The organism is Enterococcus sp. C63 (genome assembly GCF_040887215.1).
GTDB lineage: Bacteria > Bacillota > Bacilli > Lactobacillales > Enterococcaceae > Enterococcus_B > Enterococcus_B hirae.
The window spans coordinates 304,564-326,885 of sequence record NZ_JBFOFI010000001.1 but is presented as its reverse complement, the minus strand read 5'-3'; the positions used below and the strand labels follow the sequence as shown (position 1 = coordinate 326,885).

General features: G+C 36.4%; 21 protein-coding genes, 1 tRNA gene and 1 pseudogene. 15 read left to right on the top strand and 8 right to left on the bottom strand.

Annotated features, from left to right (window positions below):
- Window positions 1-281 precede the first annotated feature (281 nt).
- Window positions 282-431 (bottom strand): hypothetical protein, encoded by a 150-nt coding sequence (locus AB3H90_RS01490; RefSeq protein WP_010719071.1) that lies wholly within the window; start codon window positions 429-431, stop codon window positions 282-284.
- Between the two features lie 345 nt (window positions 432-776).
- On the opposite strand from AB3H90_RS01490, the gene AB3H90_RS01485 reads away from it, so the two are divergent.
- Entirely contained in the window at window positions 777-977 is a 201-nt protein-coding gene (locus AB3H90_RS01485; RefSeq protein ID WP_010719072.1) for a cold-shock protein, read from the top strand.
- Window positions 978-1,253: 276 nt separating this feature from the next.
- Here the strand turns inward: AB3H90_RS01485 and AB3H90_RS01480 are convergent, their stop codons facing one another.
- The 3 genes from AB3H90_RS01480 to AB3H90_RS01470 are packed head-to-tail and all read right to left on the bottom strand — an operon-like array spanning window position 1,254 to window position 2,210.
- Complete coding sequence (locus AB3H90_RS01480; RefSeq protein WP_368016026.1) at window positions 1,254-1,640, bottom strand: TIGR02328 family protein; 387 nt, start codon at window positions 1,638-1,640, stop codon at window positions 1,254-1,256.
- A 32-nt stretch (window positions 1,641-1,672) separates the two neighbouring features.
- Window positions 1,673-1,918, bottom strand: a complete 246-nt coding sequence (locus AB3H90_RS01475) for a helix-turn-helix domain-containing protein (RefSeq protein WP_063627160.1) — start codon at window positions 1,916-1,918, stop codon at window positions 1,673-1,675.
- Between the two features lie 37 nt (window positions 1,919-1,955).
- A complete protein-coding gene (locus tag AB3H90_RS01470; protein WP_368016025.1) occupies window positions 1,956-2,210 on the bottom strand; it encodes a hypothetical protein in 255 nt (84 codons plus the stop codon).
- A 407-nt stretch (window positions 2,211-2,617) separates the two neighbouring features.
- On the opposite strand from AB3H90_RS01470, the gene AB3H90_RS01465 reads away from it, so the two are divergent.
- Window positions 2,618-2,691, top strand: a tRNA-Ile gene (locus AB3H90_RS01465).
- A 317-nt stretch (window positions 2,692-3,008) separates the two neighbouring features.
- Here the strand turns inward: AB3H90_RS01465 and AB3H90_RS01460 are convergent.
- Both AB3H90_RS01460 and AB3H90_RS01455 read right to left on the bottom strand, forming a co-directional pair.
- Window positions 3,009-3,499 (bottom strand): annotated as a pseudogene (locus AB3H90_RS01460) (isochorismatase family protein).
- Window positions 3,500-3,520: 21 nt separating this feature from the next.
- The gene (locus AB3H90_RS01455; protein ID WP_010737655.1) at window positions 3,521-4,330 is read right to left on the bottom strand and encodes a Cof-type HAD-IIB family hydrolase; all 810 of its coding nucleotides are present in this window, start codon (window positions 4,328-4,330) and stop codon (window positions 3,521-3,523) included.
- A 320-nt stretch (window positions 4,331-4,650) separates the two neighbouring features.
- Between AB3H90_RS01455 and AB3H90_RS01450 the strand changes: the two genes are divergently transcribed.
- The 13 genes from AB3H90_RS01450 (at window position 4,651) to AB3H90_RS01390 (ending at window position 21,454) form a co-directional block, all read left to right on the top strand.
- Window positions 4,651-5,508: a glycosyltransferase family 8 protein gene (locus AB3H90_RS01450; RefSeq protein ID WP_010719078.1), complete on the top strand. Its 858-nt coding sequence runs from the start codon at window positions 4,651-4,653 to the stop codon at window positions 5,506-5,508.
- A complete protein-coding gene (locus tag AB3H90_RS01445; RefSeq protein WP_010719079.1) occupies window positions 5,501-6,403 on the top strand; it encodes a glycosyltransferase family 8 protein in 903 nt (300 codons plus the stop codon). Before AB3H90_RS01450 ends, AB3H90_RS01445 begins: the two co-directional genes overlap by 8 nt.
- 45 nt (window positions 6,404-6,448) lie before the next feature.
- Window positions 6,449-6,799, top strand: coding sequence for an iron-sulfur cluster biosynthesis family protein (locus AB3H90_RS01440; protein WP_010719080.1), 351 nt, complete (start codon window positions 6,449-6,451; stop codon window positions 6,797-6,799).
- Between the two features lie 27 nt (window positions 6,800-6,826).
- A complete protein-coding gene (locus tag AB3H90_RS01435) occupies window positions 6,827-7,765 on the top strand; it encodes a magnesium transporter CorA family protein (RefSeq protein ID WP_010719081.1) in 939 nt (312 codons plus the stop codon).
- Window positions 7,766-7,794: 29 nt separating this feature from the next.
- Entirely contained in the window at window positions 7,795-8,688 is an 894-nt protein-coding gene (locus AB3H90_RS01430; RefSeq protein WP_368016024.1) for an SDR family oxidoreductase, read from the top strand.
- Window positions 8,689-8,706: 18 nt separating this feature from the next.
- Window positions 8,707-9,276, top strand: coding sequence for an alkaline shock response membrane anchor protein AmaP (gene amaP, locus AB3H90_RS01425; protein WP_034698115.1), 570 nt, complete (start codon window positions 8,707-8,709; stop codon window positions 9,274-9,276).
- 12 nt (window positions 9,277-9,288) lie between these two features.
- Window positions 9,289-9,471: a DUF2273 domain-containing protein gene (locus AB3H90_RS01420; RefSeq protein WP_368016023.1), complete on the top strand. Its 183-nt coding sequence runs from the start codon at window positions 9,289-9,291 to the stop codon at window positions 9,469-9,471.
- Window positions 9,472-9,485: 14 nt separating this feature from the next.
- Window positions 9,486-10,286 carry an Asp23/Gls24 family envelope stress response protein gene (locus AB3H90_RS01415; RefSeq protein WP_368016021.1) on the top strand — a complete coding sequence of 267 codons (801 nt, stop codon included), beginning with the start codon at window positions 9,486-9,488 and terminating at the stop codon, window positions 10,284-10,286.
- A 484-nt stretch (window positions 10,287-10,770) separates the two neighbouring features.
- Window positions 10,771-11,625, top strand: a complete 855-nt coding sequence (locus tag AB3H90_RS01410) for a hypothetical protein (RefSeq protein ID WP_368016019.1) — start codon at window positions 10,771-10,773, stop codon at window positions 11,623-11,625.
- 42 nt (window positions 11,626-11,667) lie between these two features.
- The gene (locus AB3H90_RS01405) at window positions 11,668-15,825 is read left to right on the top strand and encodes an LPXTG cell wall anchor domain-containing protein (RefSeq protein WP_368016018.1); all 4,158 of its coding nucleotides are present in this window, start codon (window positions 11,668-11,670) and stop codon (window positions 15,823-15,825) included.
- Window positions 15,826-16,467: 642 nt separating this feature from the next.
- Window positions 16,468-16,671, top strand: coding sequence for a hypothetical protein (locus tag AB3H90_RS01400; RefSeq protein WP_155237688.1), 204 nt, complete (start codon window positions 16,468-16,470; stop codon window positions 16,669-16,671).
- Between the two features lie 50 nt (window positions 16,672-16,721).
- Window positions 16,722-18,155 (top strand): Rib/alpha-like domain-containing protein, encoded by a 1,434-nt coding sequence (locus tag AB3H90_RS01395; protein ID WP_368016017.1) that lies wholly within the window; start codon window positions 16,722-16,724, stop codon window positions 18,153-18,155.
- Window positions 18,155-21,454 carry an LPXTG cell wall anchor domain-containing protein gene (locus tag AB3H90_RS01390; protein ID WP_368016015.1) on the top strand — a complete coding sequence of 1,100 codons (3,300 nt, stop codon included), beginning with the start codon at window positions 18,155-18,157 and terminating at the stop codon, window positions 21,452-21,454. The genes AB3H90_RS01395 and AB3H90_RS01390 overlap by 1 nt, the downstream gene beginning before the upstream one ends.
- Window positions 21,455-21,577: 123 nt before the next feature.
- Here AB3H90_RS01390 and AB3H90_RS01385 read toward each other — a convergent pair whose 3' ends face one another.
- Together AB3H90_RS01385 and AB3H90_RS01380 are read right to left on the bottom strand one after the other, a co-directional pair.
- Window positions 21,578-21,799, bottom strand: coding sequence for a helix-turn-helix transcriptional regulator (locus AB3H90_RS01385; RefSeq protein ID WP_010719089.1), 222 nt, complete (start codon window positions 21,797-21,799; stop codon window positions 21,578-21,580).
- 8 nt (window positions 21,800-21,807) lie between these two features.
- Entirely contained in the window at window positions 21,808-22,281 is a 474-nt protein-coding gene (locus tag AB3H90_RS01380; protein WP_010719090.1) for a DUF2975 domain-containing protein, read from the bottom strand.
- Window positions 22,282-22,322: the final 41 nt, after the last annotated feature.

Below are 22,322 nucleotides of genomic sequence, written 5' to 3'. Positions count from 1 at the left end.
AATAAAAGGGATCCAAAACAGTAATTTACTCATCGTAATCATATGACCCATCCTTATACAGCCTTTGCATAATTTAGATAATAGCACGTAGTATATAACCGACAAAGAGTTTTGTATTACCTTGTCCAATTTTTAATTGTATACTCATTAATGGCAGAATAAGTTAAGGAGAGAACTGAATAAAGTGAGATAAATAGACGACAAAAAAGCACCTACCATTGAATGAATAGGTGCTTTTAAAGTGAACTAGAACTGTAATCGTTCATTTGGGGTTTTCACTCCTATGCGGATTTTTTCAATTCTTGCACTGCTTGTTCAATCGTCACTCCAGTGGCTACTCGATTTTCATTTGTTTTATCAAATACCACAAATAGATTCAAATCAGTATTTAGAGTTACACGATATTGTAAGTCTTTGTTATAGAATGTCATAATCATTCTCCTTTCTTAAATTCTTGCGAAAGGCAACGAAACGTTGATAACGAAATTCCATTTATTATTATAGCATAAAGAAGAAAACTTTGCTAATTAAGGATTGTTTAACTTTATATAGAAGATAAGATAAACAGGATAGAAATAGCCCATTCGCTTTAATTAAAAAACTATAAAAAAAGTAGAGGTTTATTCTTGTGTTTCTCATTTATCTATGCTATATTAAGTAAGTAATCTATTTTGAAACGTAATTTGAGCTAACTATTTTAGTTTATGACTCCTTTTGCCTATCAATAATTTATTGCAATAAAATCGTACGTTGATACGTATTAGGAGGAAATATATATGAATAACGGTACAGTAAAATGGTTTAACGCAGACAAAGGTTTTGGATTTATCACTGCTGAAGATGGAAATGATGTTTTTGCACATTTCTCAGCTATCCAAGGTGACGGTTTCAAAACATTAGACGAAGGTCAAGCAGTGACTTTTGATATTGAAGACGGTCAACGTGGCCCTCAAGCAGTAAACATCGTAAAAGGTTAATACTGTCATAATAAAAACTACTCTTTCATTAGAGTAGTTTTTTTGTTTTTTCTTAGTAAAGAAAAATGCTGCTCTGCCGCTCAAGTGAAGACTATTGAGGAAGGGATACGGACCTTTCCCTATTCAATAGCGAAGAGTCGTGATCGACGAATGAATGTGTCAGTCAGACAGTTTAAATGAATCCTAATATAATGAATATGAGAGTGAGAAAAGGTTTATACTCTCATATTCATTGCGCTTATTTGAATCAATAAATGAGGGAAATCTGATGAACTTTTAAGAATCCGCAGCTTTTATATGGATTAAATCAATTCCTTTTTGTTTAAGGTTTGTTAAACAGACCATCAGATAGTCCTCGTCGTGCTCAGGATAAATAGGTGAAGTTTGTTTTTGAGGAGAAAGATAAGTATAAGGATCACAGGCTTTCCCACGGTACTCCGGGACAGACCATTCTGGAGAAGGAAGATAATGGCGCTTTTTCATTTCAGTAAGAATAAGTTGGTGATACTGATAAAGCTTGTAAGGGGAATGTTGGAAGACATAATCAACTGTTGCATGCTTTCTTCCCCAACCATTACCTCTTAATGCACAACATTCTCTATGTTGACCTAATAATTGTTTTCTAGGAAGCAAAGGGATTAATTCTTCATGCCATAAGCGCATTTACTCACTCTCTTTCATTTAGATTAGATGGTTTAATTTACGCGGTCTGGTTTTTCTGATCGTCCGATCAAATAGTCAACAGATACATGATAAAAATCCGCAATAAAAATCAGATCGATAGCGCTCGGACAACGTTTTCCCTGCTCTAATTGTAGATAGGTTTCCAACGGGAGTGAGGTTTGTTCAGCCACTTCCTTAACGGTTAAATTCTTTTTTTTTCGGAGATAATCCAGCCGACAGCGTAGTGTATCTAATAAAATCGCTTCTTCAATACTCATAAACTCGCTCCTTTTGTCATTCAAATAAATTCATCGATCAATGCTTTCTATTTAAATAAACCAAATAAGCAATTGGTAATAACAAGGCTAGAATCAAACCAATCAGTTCTGCCACGAATAATTGATCTGGTTCAAAATACTGATAATTTAAGATTTTATATGAAAAAAAGATTGCTGGTAACGTAAAAAACGCTAAAATTAGGCGTTCCTTGTTCCAGTTGATTAAGTAACAAATAATAGGGATAAGAATTAAGATAGGAATAAAAAAAATAAGTCGACTCAATGTTATCATAGTACTAACTCCTATAGATTTCGTATTTAAATAATCATTGATTTTCAGCCGTAGGTTAACAACGAACAACCACTTATACTAAGGGGTGGAAAACACTTCGAAAAGTGATTACGACTTAAATAATCATAAGAATAAAAAAACAACCCAAATACAAGATAGCACGTTCCGAGTAACAGAACAAATAATATGCTACGTGTTTGAAAAAACAAATGATTCAAGCAATTTATATACCAAGTGATAGAGCATTTGTGGTGAAGAGGGAGGGGGAGAGCTGGAAATCGTCTGATCCAAATAGAATATTTGTTATTTAATGGAATGCTTTTGGATTTTTATTAAATAAGCTTGTTTCGGATTTTTATTCATGCTATAGTAGATATAAGTTATTTTTATATCTTAAAATTTTTACTGTACCCTTAGCTCAGTTGGTTAGAGCTGACGGCTCATAACCGTCCGGTCGTAGGTTCGAGTCCTACAGGGTACATATTAAAGCGCTCGTTTCTTTAAACAATGATTAGATAATCATTGTTTTTTTATTTTGAAAAGTTGCATGCTTTTAGAAATGACTAATAACTGACGTTTCAACTATTGTTTATTGGAGATGGGGAACCTCATTTGATATTTTTTATAAACGCTATAGGAAGTTTATTAGTAAAAAAATCCTAACCGTTACTTTCCACAAAGTGAGGGAACGATCAATACAAATTTTAAGAAATAGATAGTACGAACAAAGAAAAGCCTTTAGTAAATAACGAAATAAAACGCCCACAAAGTTAAATGTTGTGGGCGTTTTATTTTCGGTTACTTCAACTCAACATTAAAATCTTTGAGTAGTTTTAGCGCTTGATCGCCATGCTTATTTTCAGAAACAAAAGCTGTATCCACTAAAAAATCAGCTTCTGGAAATACACTTTGTAAAGCAATGGTATTCGATAAGACACAGAGATTCGTTTCTGTACCAACGACTTCAATGTGCTTTTCTTTTTCATCTTGGTCAAAAGCTTCTTGTTTAATCTCAAGTAAGCTTTCCGGTGGCATCGTGAAGTAGTATTTCTTGACGACTTTTTCATTTTCTTTAGGAGCAAGTGTAGGAATGATTTGCAAATCTTCGCCTTCTTCATCCTGCTCTTTTCGCTCGACTGGTATATCTCTGGTAAAAAGAATATATTCGTTTTTTTACGTGCAGCTTCTAAACGTGAGTGGATTTGTTTGATTAACTTATCTGCATGCTGAACATAATATTTACTCTCAGGATCTAGAATATGATTTTGCATATCGACGATTACTAACAATTTTGTCTCCCTCCTTAAACCTTAATAATAATTGTTGATAATATACGCTACACCAGCTTCTTCATTTGTTTTGGTTACTTCATCCGCAATATTTTTTACCTGTTTCTGTGCATTTCCCATCGCAATACTTGTTCCACTGACTTTTAGCATCGCAATATCATTTTCCTGATCACCAAAGGCAACGATCTCATGAGGATCGATTTCCAAGGTCTCAGCTAAAAAGATTAATGAGTGAGCCTTTGTTACATTTTTAGGTGTGATTTCCAAAAAATGGGGGTCTGAAAAGACGGAATCAATCCCTTCACTTTTTAAATCTTGTTGCAGTTTTTGCAATTTTGATTCATCTTTATCTGTTAATGCCAATTTTAAATAGCTGACAGATGGATCTTCTAATAACTTAGTGATTTCAGCAAATGTCTGGTTTTGTAAATTGAAATGTTGATAGTAGGGATCATCTTTCACCAAATTTGACTCATCAAAGGTTAATTGATCATCTTGAGTTTCTCGACTAGCAATAATTGATATTTTTGCCTCTTGTGCTAAGAAGAAGGCCCGTTTAAGGGTAGCAAGCTCAATTTTAGAACGTTTCAATACGTGAAGGATCTCGCCTTTCATCATCTTTGCCACGAAAGAACCATTAGATGAAATCAAATAGCCGCCGATCCCAAGTTCTTCAAATACATCTTTAGCAGAGATGCTATTTCTACCAGTCGCAATCGTGACGATCCCACCATGTCGATCAAAGTTTTGAAGTGCCTCGATGTTTTCTTTTGGTATCTTTCCATTCCGATCGAGTAAAGTACCATCTAAATCAATTGCTGCTAATTTCATATTATTCGCTCCCTTTATCTATTGCTTACTCTAAGGTTAAATGAGAATTTCCTAAAATAAAAATAAAATGCTTTGTGTTTTTGAATTTTTTCAAAAAATATTCTTAGTTTTCATTAGACATATATAGGTAGTATTCCACATCCTATAATTGAATAAATAGGCAGAAAAACGATTAAGTTAACGTTTTCAATTCGATAAAAAAGGTTTATTTTTATGAATTATTCAATGAAAATGAAGCATATCTTTTGCTTTAAAGTTTATTGAGGCATATTCTGGATATAGAAAAGGTTAGAAAAAGATTAGAAAAAGGAGTGATTTTAATGGAGATGAAACAAGGTATCGTTCCGGTAGTAACTGCTTCAGATGAAAATTACGCTCCTTACTTAAGCGTGATGATTGCCACTGTACTGGAAAACTCCACTAAAACAAGACACATTTATTTTTATGTCATTGACGACGGTATTTCTGAATATAGCAAAGAAGGACTTAGACAAACGGTTAAAAAACATTCAGACAATGCAACGATTCAATTTTTAACAGTTGATAAAGATGTCTACGAAGATTTCCTAGTAAGTGACCATATTACTACTACAGCATACTTAAGAATATCTTTACCTAAGATCTTAGCTAAATACGACTATAAAAAAGTGCTTTATTTAGATTCAGATATTTTAGTACTGGATGACATCGTTCATTTATATGATCAACCATTAAATGGTAAAACGATTGGAGCTGTCATCGATCCAGGTCAAACGAAAGCTTTGAAACGGTTAGGGATTGAATCAGATGCTTATTATTTTAATTCAGGCGTGATGGTTATCGACATTGATCGTTGGAATGAAAAAATGATCACTGAAAAAACAATCAATTATTTAAAAGAAAATGGTGATCGAATTATTTACCATGATCAAGACGCGTTAAATGCAGTTCTGTATGAAGACTGGGAGCAATTAGAACCAAAATGGAATATGCAGACTTCTTTGATCTTTGAACGTCATCCTGCTCCAGATGCTGCGTATGAAAAATTATACAAAGCAGGAAATGAATCGCCGTCGATCGTTCATTTCACAGGGCATGACAAACCATGGAATACGTTAAAAGATCATCCATATACAAATGTCTATTTAAAAAAATTAGCGCATAGCGTTTTAAAGAAAGTGGGAGAGGTAAATGAATAGAAGAAAAGAAATCGCAATCGTATCAAGTTGTAATACCAAATTTGTGCCTCATCTAGCGGCGCTGTTCGTTTCAGTATTAGAAAATAGTGATCCAAAAGTTTTTGTACGATTTTATGTCATTGATGACAACATTGATAATGAAAGCAAACAATTATTACGTTTCTCTGTTAAGAATTCTCGTATGAATACAGAGGTTGAATTCTTGAAGATCAACAAAAAATTCTTTGAAAATGTAGTAACAAGTGATCGTATTCCGGAAACTGCTTACTATCGTATTGCTATTCCTGAGTTATTTAGAGGAAAAAATGTCGAACGTCTTTTATATATGGACTGTGACATGATTACCGTAAAAGATGTTACACCATTATGGGATCTTGAATTTAACGGTGCGATCTTGGCCGCCGTAGAAGATGCTGGTTTCCACCAACGATTAGAAAAAATGGAGATCCCAGCAAAATCAACACGCTACTTTAATTCTGGATTGATGCTCATCAATGTTGAAAAATGGTTAGAACAAGACATTACTAAAAAAGTTCTAACATTCATTGAAGAAAATCCTGAAAAATTACGTTTCCACGATCAAGATGCGTTAAATGCAATTTTACATGATCGTTGGATTCCATTACATCCAAAATGGAATGCTCAAGGGTATATCATGGCAAAAGCGAAGCAACATCCTACGCCACAAGGAGAAAAGGAATACGAAGAAACACGTAAAGATCCATCGATCATCCACTTCTCTGGTCATGTTAAACCATGGAGTAAAGATTTTGAAGGGCCAACTAAAAAATACTATGATAAATATGCAAACATGACAGCTTTCCGTTGTGTCGCAAAATTTCCTAAATATCCACTTTATGCCAGAATCAATCGTAACACAGAAGTGAGCCGCTGAGGAAAAATGTCGTAACTTATATATAATCTGAAGGAGATGATGATGATGGAAATCACGATGACAAAACATGCGATGGAGGCATTGACAAAAAAAGTAGGAAAAGATTCAAAAATTGCTTTGGCATTGATTGATTCTTCAGATCCGTTTTTAAGAGATAAAGGGGCTTGTGCAAAAGGCAGTTTTTTCCAGATTATTCCTTTCTTTGTAGAATTTGGGAAATACGTCAATAAAATCGAACATCCCACTCTGGAAATCTACACATCTAAATTAGAGCAATCTTATTTAGGTAGACATTTGAATCTTGCATATGACCACCAATTAAACAGTTTCTCTTTAGAAAATGAGATTGTTGTCTTGGATCGTAACATTAAATTAAGCAACTGTTTCTTTAGCTAACATCCTTTGTAGAAAGGGAGATTGATCATGCTGGACTATTACTTTATTGGAAAAGAGAAAGTAATAACGACAGACAAAAACAACTATAATTGGCTCGTGATCGACAGTAGTGACACTAAGGAAATCGAACAGGTGATTGAAAAGTATCGTTTACCAAAAGATATCTTTGTCGGAACTTCTCTGCCAGAAGAAGTTTCAAGAATCGAAGAGCTTGTGGGGACGAATTTGAACCATCCGATTTCCTTAGTGCTACTGAATTTGTCCAACCAGGAGCAGAAAATCGAGAATCGATTAATGCCTATTTCGTTTATTTATTCGGATGAGTTATTGATTAGTTGTATCGATAAAAAAACGGACTTTTTTGATCGAGTATTAGCAAAACATGGGAATAAGATCAATTCTTTTGAAACACTTATTGCATATTCTGTCTTGAACATCTATACCCATTACGTGAAAGAACTAACAGAAATGAAAAAGAGGATTGATTCCCTCGATCAAGAAGCGCGTAAAACGACGGAAAACGAAGAACTATATAAGCAAGCGGATTTAGAACGGGACATTGTTTATATTGACCATACGTTGAGAGATCAAAAAGAGACTTTAGATACCTTATGGCAATCAGAAGATTTTGTTGAGAAATTAGCTGATGCTCGTCTACTTTATGACATCCAATTGAGACAAAGACAAACAGAAAAAATGATTTTGATCTATCGTGACTTGTTAGAAAGTATTGGGGATCTTTTTAATGGAATGATGGACAATCATTTGAATCATCTAATGAAATATCTTGATTCGGCGGCACTAGTGATCTCTGTTCCAGCATTGATTGCAGGGATTTGGGGGATGAATACTGGCGGATTACCTGGTAAAAGCTCTGGCTTAGCCTTTTTATTAGTTATCTTTGGCTCGATCGTTGTTGCAGGAGCTGTAGGCTACCATCTTTACCGAAAAGATTATACAAAATAAAAAAGTACCAAACTATGAGGAGGATACACATGACAGAACCAAAATTAATTGATCCACGTAAACTTTACCATACTGAGGAATTTCCTAAACAAGATCAGGATACACCAGCATTACAAAAAGAAATGCAACCAGTTCCTGACTGTGGAGAAGAATCTTATGAAGGATCAAATCAACTAGAAAATCGCCGTGTTCTGATTACTGGCGGAGACTCAGGGATCGGGCGCGCGGCAGCTATTGCTTTTGCAAGAGAAGGGGCAGATATCGGCTTGCACTTTTTCCCAGGAGAAGAAGAAGATGCCAAACAAGTAGCTTCCTATATTGAAAAAGCAGGACGAAAAGTTGTTTTACTACCATATGATCTTAGAGACGAAACAGTGCCTAAAGAAATCGTTGAAAAAGTTGTCAGTGAATTAGGTGGCTTAGATACATTAGTATTAAATGCGGGACAACAAATCTCTTGTCCGGCTATTGAAGAAATTCCATTAGAACAAGTGAAAGACACATTCATGGTGAATATTTTAGCAATGTTTGCGATTGTTAAAGAAGCAGTTCCACATATTCCAGTAGGAGGAGCAATCATCAACACTACTTCTGTTCAAGCGTTCAATCCAAGTGAACATCTTTTAGATTACGCTTCTACGAAAGCTGCGATTGCAAACTTTACGATTGGCTTAGCAAAACAATTAGCACCAAAAGGCATTCGTGTTAATGGAGTAGCTCCTGGTCCTATTTGGACACCACTACAGTTAGACGAAGGACAACCGGAAGATTCTATTCCTGAATTTGGCCAACAAAGCTTGCTTGAACGTGCCGGCCAACCAGTAGAATTAGCTCCAGTTTACGTTTTCTTAGCTTCAAATAAAGCGAGCTACGTTACTGCACAAATTTATGGTGTAACTGGTGGGGAAGCTATCAACTTATAAAAAATGGGAGGTGCCAGGATGAATAAAGGGACTAAAACAATTGGTGTCATTTTTTCTCTGCTACTTTTGTCTATTCTACTATTTGTCGTCTTGATCAGTGCGGTCTATCCTTTACCATTGATGCTTGAACGATTCCGTTTCTTTACAATAACGAATTACTATATGCAGCAATATATTTTTTGGGTAGCAGTCGGCTTAGCGATTCTACTAATTATTGCATTATTGATCGTCATTTTTTATCCGAAAACGATTGGAACCTTCTTATTGAAAAAAGGGGACGGCGAATTAACGTTAGATAAAAAAGCGATTGAAGGTATGGTTCGTTCACATTTACATGAAGATGAATTCATTCACTCACCTAAGGTTAATATCAAAGCCACAAAAAATAAGATCGCAGTTACAGTTAAAGGTGAATTAAAACGGACTTCTTCATTGATCGGGAAAACAAGAATATTGATGGATGAAATCGAAAAAGAAGTGAAACAATTACTCGGCACAGATGAGCAAGTAAAAGTGTCGGTAAAGTATACAGGTTACCAAGCACCTACCAATAAATATCAAACAAACGAACACGCTCGTGTGGAATAAGGAGGGGCACAAATGAATGAACTTTTTACTGCTTATAAGCTTCCGATCATTTGCGGGGCAATTGGGTTGATTCTTGCCGTACTATTGATTACAGTGGGATTCTTTAAAACCTTGTTGCTGATCCTTATGGCGATCATTGGCGTGGCGGTCGGAATGTATTTAAAACAAACGAAAATTTTTGATCATAAATCTTAGGAGGAAATTCTATTATGGATAACAACAAAACAAACAAGCAAAACAAACCAGTATCTGCACATCCAGATCCAACGACACCGAACAATGCAAATGGTGTTCATGATGCTAAAGATAAAACAGCACCTGTTTCAGCACATCCAGATCCGGTTGTACCCAACGTTGAAAACAAAGTGGCTCATGATAAAAAAGAAAACGAAGGACAATCAGGACAACAAGGGAAACATGAAAATTTTAGTAATCCAAAAGAACATCATGGAGATCAGCCAAAACCTCCAATGCCAGGGCATACACCACCTAAGCCAGATGCCCCAGCAAAAGATCCAAAAAACACAACGGAAAACGGTGAATCTATGAATGGTGATGTGACATATGAAGATAAGGTCATTCAAAAAATCATAGGCATCTCCTTAGAAAAAGTGGATGGATTATTAACAGCTGATGGTGGCTTCTTCTCTAACGTGGCAGAAAAATTAGTCAACACTGATAATGTAACAGCCGGTATTGACACGGAAGTTGGGAAAAAACAAGTCGCTGTTGATCTTAAGATCGTTGTTGAATACGGCAAAGACATCGAAGAAATTTACCAACAAATCAAAAAAATCATTGCCAAAGAAGTTCATGAAATGACACATCTAGATGTCATTGAAGTCAATGTCGATGTGGTCGACATTAAGACAAAAGAAGAATATGAAGCAAACAGTGAAACGGTTCAAGATAAATTGACAAATGCGGCAAAAGCTACAGGAGAATTTGCATCTGAACAAACGGAAAAAGCCAAATCAGCAATTGAGCAACAAAAAGAAAATAACCAATAATCAACTGATTCAAGCACGAATTAGCTGTTCGTTCAGTCGCTAAGTAGTTGAAAGCGAAGTAACTAAAAATTAGTTTATTTATAGAGTCAATAGAAGAGATCGAGACAAGTTTTTGTCTCGGTCTCTTCTATTTTTGGCTAAGGCTCCTTTTTTAATGGTAAGTAAAATGTTTTACATAACAAAAACATCTCCTGTCTTTTAGTGTTTGTCCATTGTGAAAAAGTGACATTACATATTCTTGTGATTCCCATTAAACTTAAAGAAGTATATTTTACTGAAGATTTTTATAAAAAAAGACGTAAAAGGGTGGAACTGAGCAAAAACAAAAAACTTAAGAAACATAACGTTTGAACTTAACTAAATCGTCAGAAATAAAGGAAGAAATTAAACAGCAGTATGGTATAAATAGGAGTTTTTCTTATGAGAAAACTAACATTACTTTTCTATTGCCGTTTAAAGATACAGTCTTAAAAGGAGGAGTACATTGAAAACCAGAAAAAAATTATTACATAGTACATTGATATTAGCACTCGCATTTGGACAAACTAGTGGCACCATCGTTGAAGCTGTTTCTGCGTTAAATGCAGATGGAAGTAGCAATACGAAGAAAATTCCAGAAGAAGAAAAAGAAACAACAAGTAAGACAAAAAGCGTTACAACTGAAGTAGTTAAGGATATAAAAAAAATAAATCAGCAAAGCAATACAGCAGAAAATAAAGAGTACCAAACGAGAAATGTAGGAGACGAAATTAACTTATCTACAACTAAAGAAGAAATTAGAAAAATTACTCAAGATATGCTAAATAATAGGAGTAATATGACATTAACAAGATATTCATATGAGGTAGGAGATCAAGTAGATTTTAATGATGCGCTACTACTTAATAGAGTAAATATAAACATTGCTCCACTTCCGGACAATGTGACTCAAATAAATAAAGTTGATGAAGAATATATCTCTGAGAGTGGTAATTGGAAATTAAGGGTGAAAGGTAAACAATCTGGTAATAATGCTGCCGCCTATTTTGACTTCTACTTTACTCGTCTAAAAATAAGTAGTTTAGAAAAAGAAGTATTTGATATTAATACTATATGGTTTGGTCGGACAAATATAGGGAAGCCTGATTTTAGTTTTGGAAAATATACAGTGAAGTTTCCAACTGCAGAAGAGACAATAGGAAAACTAGTAGCTACCAGAAAACCAGATGACTTTAGTTTAAATCAAGGAGGATCAGTACCAAAACCTTCAACTTATATTGATTCCGTGAAAAACTCACGAGGTAATATAACATACTCATGGAAAAAAGCGCCAAATGTTGAAAAACCGGGTAATCAATAAGTTGTAGTGAATGTCAGTGATGAGTCTGGGCGATCGTTGGATGTGACTATCCCTATAACCATCATTCCGCTACCTTTAGAAATGTCAACAAAACCAGGCGAATATCAGTTAAACCAATATGAGAAAGTTCCAAAAGCTGGTGATTACTTTGACGTAGTGAATCATTACGAAGGAATAACTTATCAAGTCGAATGGGTGAACGCGCCTGATATGTACCAAGTAGGAGAACAAATTTGTAAAGCAAGAGCAACTTCTTCTGATGGACGTACAGTAGAAGGCACGGTAAAAATAACTATCTTAGAAAATACAGGGTTACAAGTTAAATTAAAACCTATAGAAGATCGGGTATTAGCGAGTACTTATCCTTCTTTAAGTAACAATTTTAAAGATTACATTGAAGAAGTTACGATGTTAGGAAAACCGGTAGATATTAATCAACTTCAATTAGTAGTCTCAGAATCAACGGAAGCAGTATTTTCGTCGGTAGGGCAACATGAAGTACTTATTACTGTTAAAATGAGGCACCCAGATTCAGATGTGATGATAAAGGGGGCAGCGACAACCACTGTAAATTATAAATGGGGCAATACCATTTTGATGCGTTCGGTTGATGGTCATTCCGCTGGTGCTTTTGCTTTAGATGTTGGTAATTCTAGTAACGCCCCAGCAACATTATCTATTAGGCAAGGGCTTGCATCACCTTTAGATGAATGGGTGGGCGATTCCACTAATCCCTTTGAACTTTATTATAATTTCGAGGTTTTACGTGATGGTCGTTCCGTCTATAACCAAGATGTCACGAATCGTGCGACCTTACAAGAAGTCATGAATGCGTTTGGAGATACTGATAATAATCTTACGGTTCAAATGAATGATATCATCCAAATCACACATCCAAGCAAAACGCCAAATGCTTCAGTGGTGATGATCAAGGAAAAAGAAAATGATTTTACGTATGGTACAGAGATCGCCCGTTACCGTGTGACTCCTTATGGGTTTGATCCAGCACCCGTCATGACGGCAGAAAGTGCGGAAAAAGCGTTCGTCCTAGGCGAAGACGTGGGTCAGACAAATTTCCGTGAGCTAGTAAAAAATGTGCGGATCAATGGTGGATTGGCTGATGATGATTTTTATTCAGTGGAGCCCCTTGGTGAATTTGATACCAGCACGATCGGAAAACGCAATATGCGGGTCAAAATCATGACAAAGGATAAACTTGCGTCCGAAGAAATTGAGATTTCTTACCAAGTGAAGTGGGGAGACACTTTTGTTATTAAAGGTTTGAAAGAGGCGACAGTTGGTGCGTTTAGTTTATTGAAGAATCAAAATCAATGGCAAATCCAAGCTTCTCAAGGAGTGGACGACACAAACTTAAATGATCCGGTGGATAATTATTTTGGGCGTGATACGTATTATTCTATCGAAGTTTTACAAGGCGCTACCAGCAACTTCCGTTATGAAGTGGCAGGTAATCAGTCGATTCGTGAATCCATTCAGGGATTCAATAATGGGCAACCGTTGACGGTCAGTAATGGCGACGTGATCAAAGTGTATCATGCCGATCCTCTTGGGAAAAATCTTTTAATGAAAGATGAATTAGTCAAGGATTATACGATTGGTTCCAATTATGCCTATTATGAAGTCACTGACCATGGCTTGGAACCAATTTTAGCGGTTGCGGCTGATTCGATGGCTCAAGAATTTATCTTAGGTGAAGATAGTAGTAACGTTGATGGTGCGAAGTTGATTAATAGCATTACGATTAATGGAACGACAGTGGGAAATAATCAGTACACAGTCAAACAAATGAGTGATTTTGATACTTCGGTGGCAGGATCACAAACGATCAACGTGCGTATTGATACGAAAGATGGACTCGTTTCAAAAGAAATCGAGGTTCCTTATGAAGTTAAATGGAACGATACGATTTTGATGAAAGCTCAAAATGGTCAATCAGCCGGAGCCTTTTCATTACATTCTGGGACTTCCAGTACGAATCGTGTATTAGTCTTAAACCAAGGATTAAAAACCGATCTCAATGCGCCGATTAGTACCGATTCTTCCCTTTATTATTCCATTGAAGTATTGCGAGATGGTCGTTCTGTTTATCTACAAGAGGTACCGGGACGTGCTTCTCTCCAACAGGTAATGGACAATTTCGGGACGAAACAAACGTTAAATGTCCAAGCAGGTGATGTCGTTAAAATGTATCATCCACAACGTTCAGAAGGTAGTTCAGTGTTAATGGTAGATGAAATGGAAGAAGATTATACCTATGGCTCGCAATATGCCTACTATCGAGTAACCTCCTATGGTTTTGAACCGATGTCAGTGATTGAAGCTGTTGGCTCCAACAAAGCATTTTCATTAAAAGAGAATACGAAAACGACGGACTTGAGTCTGTTGTTAGCACAAGTATCGATCAACGGCGAAATCGTTACGAATGAAGACTATACAGTGGAGAAACTTTCTGAATTAGATACCGCAACTGTGGGTAAAAAGGAAGTCAGATTAAAACTGACGACAGCGGATGAGACCGCAGATATCGAACTGGATGTTCCTTACGAAGTGGTTTGGGGAAGTACCTTCTTGCTTAAAGGGTTAGATGACCAGAATGTGGGCGCTTATAGTATTGTGGAACAAGACGGAGAGTGGACGATCCAAGCTGGTAAAGGGGATGATTCCACCGTTTTAACCAATCACGTGAATAACGTTTTTGGTCGCGATACTTACTATCGGATCGAGGTAGTAGCAAGTTCAGAAAATCAACCGAAGGAAGGTTCTGGTGTAACCGTTGAAAATATTATGGGCTTAGATCCGACGACTCGATTATCGGAACAAATAAAATACCAGTATGATGTGACTGGAAACATGACTGTGGGTCAGGCTATCAATGGGTTTAATAACGGGCAGCCGTTGTCAATTGAAGAAGGGGACATCGTAAAAGTTTATCATGCAGAGGCGAAGAATAATTTATTGATGCGAGATGACTTGACGAAAAATTATACAGCGGGTTCAAATTATGCCTATTATCAAGTAGCCAATCAAGAATTTGAACCGATCACTGAGATGAAAGCTGAAACAGTTTCGCAAGAATTGACATTAGGCGAAGATGCCAGTGATATTGATGGAATGGATTTGATCAAAAATGTCACTTTCAATGGTCAAAAATTAGATACGACATTATATGATGTCGAACAAGTTTCTGACTTTGATACGAATACTGCTGAAGCGAAGATGTTAACGGTGAAATTATCTACCGCAGATGGTGTCACTTCTACGGATGTGGAAGTACCTTACGAAGTGAAATGGGGAAGTACGATCCAGCTCAAAAATAAAAAAGGTGAAACCGTCGGTACTTTCGGCTTAACAAAAGACAAAAAACAATTGAAACTCCAGGCGTTACAAGGAAAAGAAGGAACGAACTTAGCTAGTCGAGTCACTGAAGTCAATGATGCAGATGTGTATTACGGGATCGAAGTCTTTACAAATAACACTAGTAAATATAAATACGAAGTGCGAGGCACACAAACGATTGCCCAAGCAATCGAGCGATTCAATAGTGGGGAGCCATTAAAAGTTTCTGCAGGGGATCAAATCAAAGTGTATCATACGGATCCAAGCGGGAATGTCTTGATGGCAGAAGAAACGGAGCAAAATTATACCTATGGTTCCAATTATGCGTATTATAATGTGACCGAATACGGCTTTGAACCGACTGGGGACTTTACCGTGACACCGGCAGAAGCAAAAATAATCATTAATACCAAACAAGTGGATCTTAAAGATCTCTTGAAAGAAGTAAAAGTCAACGGGAAAGAAGTACCGAAAAACGCCTATACCGTGAAATTGGATCCTGAAACTGAAATCGATACTTCAAGTTTAGGAAATCGTGTCGCTAAATTAGTGGTAAAAGTTGACCGCTCTTACGGTGGATTTTCTACTGAAACTGAAGCGACTTATGAGGTGGTGAAAGAAGGAACACCAGGAGCGTTAGGAGAAAGTTCAGGCGAAGGAAATACAGAAGAAGAGACCAACGTGGAAGGTGAAGGAACAGAAGAAGCAAACGGTGGTAACTTACCAAAAACCAATGAAACCAAAAATGCAATGTTCCCACTTTTAGGTACCGCGCTAATTAGTTTGGTAGGAATGTTTCTGCTTTGGAAAAAGAAAAAACCAAAAGAAGAACCAAAAAAGTAGTATAATCTCGTTGAAATAAATAAAACACTCATTAGTTGCGGTAAAAGCTTCTAATGAGTGTTTTTTAGCTCTTTGTCACTGAGTTGTCTGACTTACCATTTGCACAAATAAAGCCCATGTCATCCTCTATGCAAACATGAGGATAACATCCATCGTCTATCAATATCCGAATAGAATTCTTTAGTAAGCTTTGGAAAATAGCTTTTCAACTATTTTATTATATGTATAACTAAAATTATTGTTATTATAACAAAATTAAAAATGATATCTGCTTAACTAAACGTACATATCGGTTTCAAGTTACTACGATAATCATCCTGTTGAAATTTATTCATTAACCACATCTAGAGGGAGGGTGAATTCTATCTAAAGTGAATTTTATTGTAATATCAGTTTTTCTCAGCATTTTTACTATCTGAAATGAAACGGAAAAATCAATGATGATTCATCAATCCCATAAATATCAGTTTTTTTCATTTCCTTTTACATTTATAGTACAATTTAAAAAATAACGATTTGAAGTAAGTCTATTTTTCCTGGTTTGTTGGTAAAATATGACATTGTACGATAAAATAATTCCTTATATGCTTCTTGATGAAAGAAAAATTTTTTTCTTAATAGAGTAATCAAGGGAGGATTATGTTGAAAGATAAAAAACGATTATTGAAAAGTGCGTTGATTTTTGCATTGATACTCGGTCAAACGAATAGTGGGACTATCGTGGGAGCAGGTTCGATGTTGCCTACAAATGAAAGCAGAGCTATAAGTCAAAAATCAAAAAGAACTGAAAAAACAAATCAGGGAAAAGAAAAAAAACAAGTGAAAAAGCAGATAATAATAACCTAGTAGATCCAGAAGATGATCAAAAAAATACAACAATTTCTTCTAGAGACTCTGTGCTAACCAGTTATCAACGTGGAGAACTTAGGAAGACAGCTTCTGCGTATGTAGGGGCATATTTGAATAGTATAATAAGAGATGCAATAAACGAGAGAAACTTAAATTATAAAGTAGATGAACAAGTAATTTTAAAATATAAACTTGCTCCAGACTTTGATTATAGCAAACAGATAGGTCTTACAGAACCAGCTTATGACCCTGATCTCCCTCGTGATGGCGTTCTGATAAAGAGGGACACAATATATTTATTACCTCAAGGGGCACCACATAATGGAACTGTTTCAGAAGGTAAACATTTTAGTGTAGATTCAAAAAGCGGAAATTGGCGAATGAAATTGGTTAAAGCAGATGATTGGGGTTATCATGTTACATTCACTCGTCTGAAAATTGCGCCAAACCAACCCGAGATTTTCCCTATGGAAATCTTTTATTACCCTACTTACTTTTATGGGATAGTTAAAGAATATGATGCAATTGATTTTTCAGTAGATTTTCCTGATGCAGAATCAAGTATTGGGAAATTGAAAGCTTCAATAAAAGATGGCGTACATACGCTTAAACAAGGTGATGAGGTACCTAAAGCTGTAGAATATATTGAGTCAGTAGAGAATACTCGAGGAAATGTAAAATATGAATGGAAAACATCTCCTGATACGAGTCAGCCAGGAGTGCAAGAAGCGAGAATAGTAATCAGTGATGACTCTGGACGAACGCTTGAAGTCACTGTGCCGATTACGATTATGCCTTTGCCACTAGAGATGTTACCAAAAGCAGGAGAACATAAAGTCATACAATATGGTGCTGTTCCAAAAGCAGCCGATTATTTTAATGTGGTGAATCATTATGAAGAGTCTACATACAAAGTTGAATGGGTCAAAGCCCCTGATATGAATCAAGAGGGTATTCAAACTTGTCTGGCGAAAGCGACCTCCTCAGATGGGCGTACTGCAGATAGTGCAGTACAAATTGAAGTTATCTCCAATCCAGGTTTAGAAGTTAAATTAAAACCATTAGAAGAACGAATATTAGGAGTATCCTACCCTTCTTTAAGTTCAAATTTTAAAAATTATATAGAAGAAGTGACACTGTTAGGTGAGAAAGTAGACGTTAATGAGTTAGAATTGGTCGTGGACGAAACAACCGATACAAATTTTCAGACTATTGGTCAAAAAGAAGTAAACATTACAGTTAAGAAAAAAACTTCTGAGGCGAGTGTCTGGATTAAAGGAACAGGAACCACTACAGTCAACGTATTATGGGGCAATACCATCTTAATGCGTTCAATTGATGGCCATTCTGCAGGTGCTTTCACTCTTGATGTCAGTAACTCAAATAATGACTCCGCAGCTCTTTCGATTCGCCAAGGATTAGAATCACCGTTAAACGTGTCGGTAGGAAAATTACAAGATCCATTAATAGCTCGGTCGTGATGATTGATGAAGAAGAAAAAGATTTTACATACGGAACAGAGAATGCTCGTTATCGTGTAACAGCGTATGGTTTAGACCCAGCTCCCGTAATAACAGCTGAAAGCGCAAGAGTATTTTTTTTAGGCGAAGATATCAACCAATTGAATCCACAAGAGTTCATCAAAAATATACGTCTTAACGGTCAATTAACTTCGAATGAACAGTATAAAATCAACCTTATCGATGGGGGGGATACTCGAACAGTTGGTAAGCAAACGATGAGAGTCAATATTACCACAAAAGATGGTTTAGTCTCTGAAGAAGTTGAAGTCACTTATCAAGTGAAATGGGGTGATACTTTCGTTCTAAAGGGGTTGAAAGAATCGACTGTTGGTGCATTCAGTTTACTAAAAAGTAATGATCAATGGCAGATTAAAGCTAGCCAGGGCGTAGAAGGTACAGAATTAGACGAGCCAGTCAATAACTACTTTGGCAGAGGTACCTTTTACTCCATTGAAATTTTACAGGGGACAACTAACAAGTTCCGTTATGAAGTGATAGGCAATCAGTCGATTCGTGAATCCATCTACGGTTTCAACGAGGGAAAACCGCTGGATGTCAATGAAGGTCACGTGATCAAAGTGTACCATGCCGATTCTGTTGGGAAAAATCTGTTAATGAAAGACGAATTAGTCAAGGATTACACGATGGGTTCCGATTATGCGTATTATGAAGTCACTGAATATGGCTTGGAACCAATTTTAGAGGTAGCGGCTGATTCGATGCCTCAAGAATTTATCTTGGGTGAAGACAGCAGTAACGTTGATGGATCGAAGTTGATCAATAGTATTACGGTCAATGGAACGATAGTGGCTAGTAATCTATATACAGTCAAACAAATGAGTGATTTTGATACTTCGGTGGCAGGATCACAAACGATCAAAGTACGTATTGATACGAAAGATGGGCTGGTGTCAAAAGAGATTGACGTTCCCTATGAAGTCAAATGGGGAAAAACTATTTTGATAAAAGCTCAGAATGGACAATCAGCCGGGGCCTTTTCATTATATGCGGGAACTTCCAGTACGAATCGGGTATTAGTCTTTAACCAAGGATTAAAAACCGATCTTAATGCACCAATTAGTACCGATTCTTCACTTTACTATTCCATTGAAATAGTGCGTGAAGGGCGATCTGTTTACTCGCAAGAGATACCGGGTTATGCGACTTTAGAAGAGGTAATGGCTAATTTTGGCTCGAAACAAAAATTGAATGTCCAAGCAGGTGATATCATAAAACTATATCATCCCCAACGTTCAGACGGTAGTTCTGTCTTACTGGTAAATGAAACAGAAAAGGACTATAGCTATGGTTCTCCATATGCTAATTACCGCATAACTTCTTATGGTTTTGAGCCCATGCCGGTAATTGAAACTGTAGGACCAAATAAAGTTTTTTCTTTAATGGAAAACACTCAAAATATAGACTTGAGTCAGCTATTAGCGAATATAACGATCAATGGTGAACGGGTGGAAAGCAAAAATTATAAGATTACGCAACTTTCTAAAATGGACACCTCTACTGTTGGTAAAAGAGAAGTCAAATTAAATCTTAAGCCAGAAGATGGCTCAGCAGATATTGAACTGGATGTTCCTTATGAAGTGGCTTGGGGAAGTACTTTCTTACTTAAAGGGTTAGATGACCAGAATGTGGGCGCTTATAGTATTGTGGAACAAGGCGGAGAGTGGACGATACAAGCTGGCAAAGGGGATGATTCCACCGTTTTATCGGATCATGTGAATAGTGCCTTTGGTCGCGATACTTACTATCGAATCGAAATAGTAGGAAATCCAGAAAATCAGCCTGAAGAAAAAACAGGTGTCACTGTCGAAAATATTATAGGCTTAGATCCGACGACTCGATTATCGGAACAAATAAAATACCAGTATGATGTGACAGGCAATATGACAGTGTGGCAGGCGATCAATGGGTTTAATAATGGCCAACCATTACCGATTGAGGAAGGGGACATCGTTAAAGTTTATCATGCAGAGGCGAAGAATAATTTATTGATGCGAGATGACTTGTCGAAAAATTATACAGCGGGTTCCAACTACGCCTATTATCAAGTGGCCAGTCAAGAATTTGTTCCCATCACTGAGATGGAGGCTGAAACAGTTTCGCATGAATTTACCTTGGGCGAAGATACCAGTGACATTGATGGAATGGATTTGATTAAAAATGTCACTTTCAATGGTCAAAAATTAGAGACGACATTATATGATGTCGAACAAGTTTCTGACTTTGATACAAATACCACTGGACAGAAAATGTTAAAAGTGAAATTGTCTACCGCAGATGAGGTGACTTCTACAGAAGTGGAAGTGCCTTATGAAGTGAAGTGGGGAAGTACGATCCAACTAAAAAATCAAGATGGCGATACTGTAGGTGCCTACAGTTTGATAAAAGAAAACAAACAAATCAAACTCCAATCATTACAGGGAGAAGACGGAAGTGACTTATCGAACCGTATCACAGAATATGATGACATGGAAATTTACTATGGGATTGAAGTTTTTACAAATAACAGCAGTAAATATAAATACGAAGTTCGCGGTACGCAAACAATTGAACAATCGATTAATCGATTCAATAGTGGGGAACCATTAAAAGTTTCGGTGGGAGATCAAATTAAAGTGTATCATGCCGATCCAAGTGGGAATGTCTTGATGGCAGAAGAAGAAGAGCGAAATTACACTTATGGTTCCAATTATGCGTATTACAATGTGACTGAATATGGGTTTGAACCAACAGGAGATTTTACCGTGACACCAGCAGAAGCGAAAATAGTTATCGATACGAAACGTGTGGACCTTAAAAATCTTTTGAAAGAAGTTAAAGTCAATGGCAAAGAGTTGCCGAAAACTGCTTATACGGTTGCATTAGATCCTGAAACAGAAATCGATACTTCTTCTTTGGGGTATCGTGTTGCTAAACTAGTCGTGAAAGCTGACCGTTCCTATGGTGGTTTTTCTACTGAAACTGAAGCGGCTTATGAAGTGGTGGAAAAAGGGACGGATGGTGCTTTAGAAGATGGTACAGAAGATAGCATGACTGAAGATAAAGAGATCACAGGAACAGATTCAGAAAAAAAGAACTCAAATGGAGACAATACAAGTGGCGCAAAAAATGGTAATTTACCAAAAACCAATGAAACAAAAAATACGGTTTTTACTGTATCAGGTGTCTTGATTGTTAGTTTAGCGGGAATCATCCTGTTTTGGAGAAAAAGAAAAGCAAATAAAAATTCTAAAAAATAAGATAATCAGTTATTAAAAAGCCCACGTTAGCTAGACTACAGCTGACGTGGGCTTTTTTGTCGGTCTTCAGATTGATTAGAAAGTAGTTAGCTTTCATTGGTGTCACTCAACTAAAGAAATGAGCTACTCTCTCATTTGGCTTGTATCTTGATATTCGAGGATATCACCTGGTTGGCAGTTTAAAACTTCGCAAATCTTATCGAGCGTAGAAAACCGAATCGCTTTTGCTTTACCATTTTTTAAAATAGAGATATTAGCCATCGTAAGACCTACTTTTTCACTCAGTTCGGTCACGCTCATTTTTCGCTTGGCTAACATGACATCTAAATTGATAATAATAGACATTCGACACCTCACACTGTTAGATCATAGTCATTTTTTAAATAAATGGCTTGTTTAAGTAAATCAATCAAAATGCTTGAAAGGATGTAGATAAAAAAAGGGATAAAGAGTAAGACGAAAGCGATGAGTAGGATTCCTGGACTATCGCTCATATCAGCTATTTGGTAAAATTTTGGCAAAATACCAAATGCAAGGATCGTGATACATAAAAGGCAAGATCGGATTTTACTGCTAAGCTTTAGACTCTTTTTAGTAAAAGTTTCCTTTGAAGGGAAGGTTTTGACTAAGCGGAGCAGGAAGAAATTGAGCAACAAAGTCACTAGAAGGATCAGGTAAAGAACTAGAATAAATAGTGTAGTTTGCCAGTTGCTAAATGGATTTGTAGGATTTGTACTCAATTGAATAGTTAATAGCGTTCCCAAGAGAAGGGGAACAAAACAAAAAACAGAAACGATTAATTGGATAAAGAACAGTTTGGATTTCATAAAATGCCTCCTAAATTTTTATTAGTATAGCATGAGGTTTG

Excerpts from the sequence above, each read along its gene's own strand:
- AB3H90_RS01490 (WP_010719071.1), bottom strand. The coding sequence starts at position 431 with ATGACATTCTATAACAAAGACTTACAATATCGTGTAACTCTAAATACT.
- AB3H90_RS01485 (WP_010719072.1), top strand. The coding sequence starts at position 777 with ATGAATAACGGTACAGTAAAATGGTTTAACGCAGACAAAGGTTTTGGA.
- AB3H90_RS01480 (WP_368016026.1), bottom strand. The coding sequence starts at position 1,640 with ATGCGCTTATGGCATGAAGAATTAATCCCTTTGCTTCCTAGAAAACAA.
- AB3H90_RS01475 (WP_063627160.1), bottom strand. The coding sequence starts at position 1,918 with ATGAGTATTGAAGAAGCGATTTTATTAGATACACTACGCTGTCGGCTG.
- AB3H90_RS01470 (WP_368016025.1), bottom strand. The coding sequence starts at position 2,210 with ATGATAACATTGAGTCGACTTATTTTTTTTATTCCTATCTTAATTCTT.
- AB3H90_RS01455 (WP_010737655.1), bottom strand. The coding sequence starts at position 4,330 with ATGAAATTAGCAGCAATTGATTTAGATGGTACTTTACTCGATCGGAAT.
- AB3H90_RS01450 (WP_010719078.1), top strand. The coding sequence starts at position 4,651 with ATGGAGATGAAACAAGGTATCGTTCCGGTAGTAACTGCTTCAGATGAA.
- AB3H90_RS01445 (WP_010719079.1), top strand. The coding sequence starts at position 5,501 with ATGAATAGAAGAAAAGAAATCGCAATCGTATCAAGTTGTAATACCAAA.
- AB3H90_RS01440 (WP_010719080.1), top strand. The coding sequence starts at position 6,449 with ATGGAAATCACGATGACAAAACATGCGATGGAGGCATTGACAAAAAAA.
- AB3H90_RS01435 (WP_010719081.1), top strand. The coding sequence starts at position 6,827 with ATGCTGGACTATTACTTTATTGGAAAAGAGAAAGTAATAACGACAGAC.
- AB3H90_RS01430 (WP_368016024.1), top strand. The coding sequence starts at position 7,795 with ATGACAGAACCAAAATTAATTGATCCACGTAAACTTTACCATACTGAG.
- amaP (WP_034698115.1), top strand. The coding sequence starts at position 8,707 with ATGAATAAAGGGACTAAAACAATTGGTGTCATTTTTTCTCTGCTACTT.
- AB3H90_RS01420 (WP_368016023.1), top strand. The coding sequence starts at position 9,289 with ATGAATGAACTTTTTACTGCTTATAAGCTTCCGATCATTTGCGGGGCA.
- AB3H90_RS01415 (WP_368016021.1), top strand. The coding sequence starts at position 9,486 with ATGGATAACAACAAAACAAACAAGCAAAACAAACCAGTATCTGCACAT.
- AB3H90_RS01390 (WP_368016015.1), top strand. The coding sequence starts at position 18,155 with ATGATTGATGAAGAAGAAAAAGATTTTACATACGGAACAGAGAATGCT.
- AB3H90_RS01385 (WP_010719089.1), bottom strand. The coding sequence starts at position 21,799 with ATGTCTATTATTATCAATTTAGATGTCATGTTAGCCAAGCGAAAAATG.
- AB3H90_RS01380 (WP_010719090.1), bottom strand. The coding sequence starts at position 22,281 with ATGAAATCCAAACTGTTCTTTATCCAATTAATCGTTTCTGTTTTTTGT.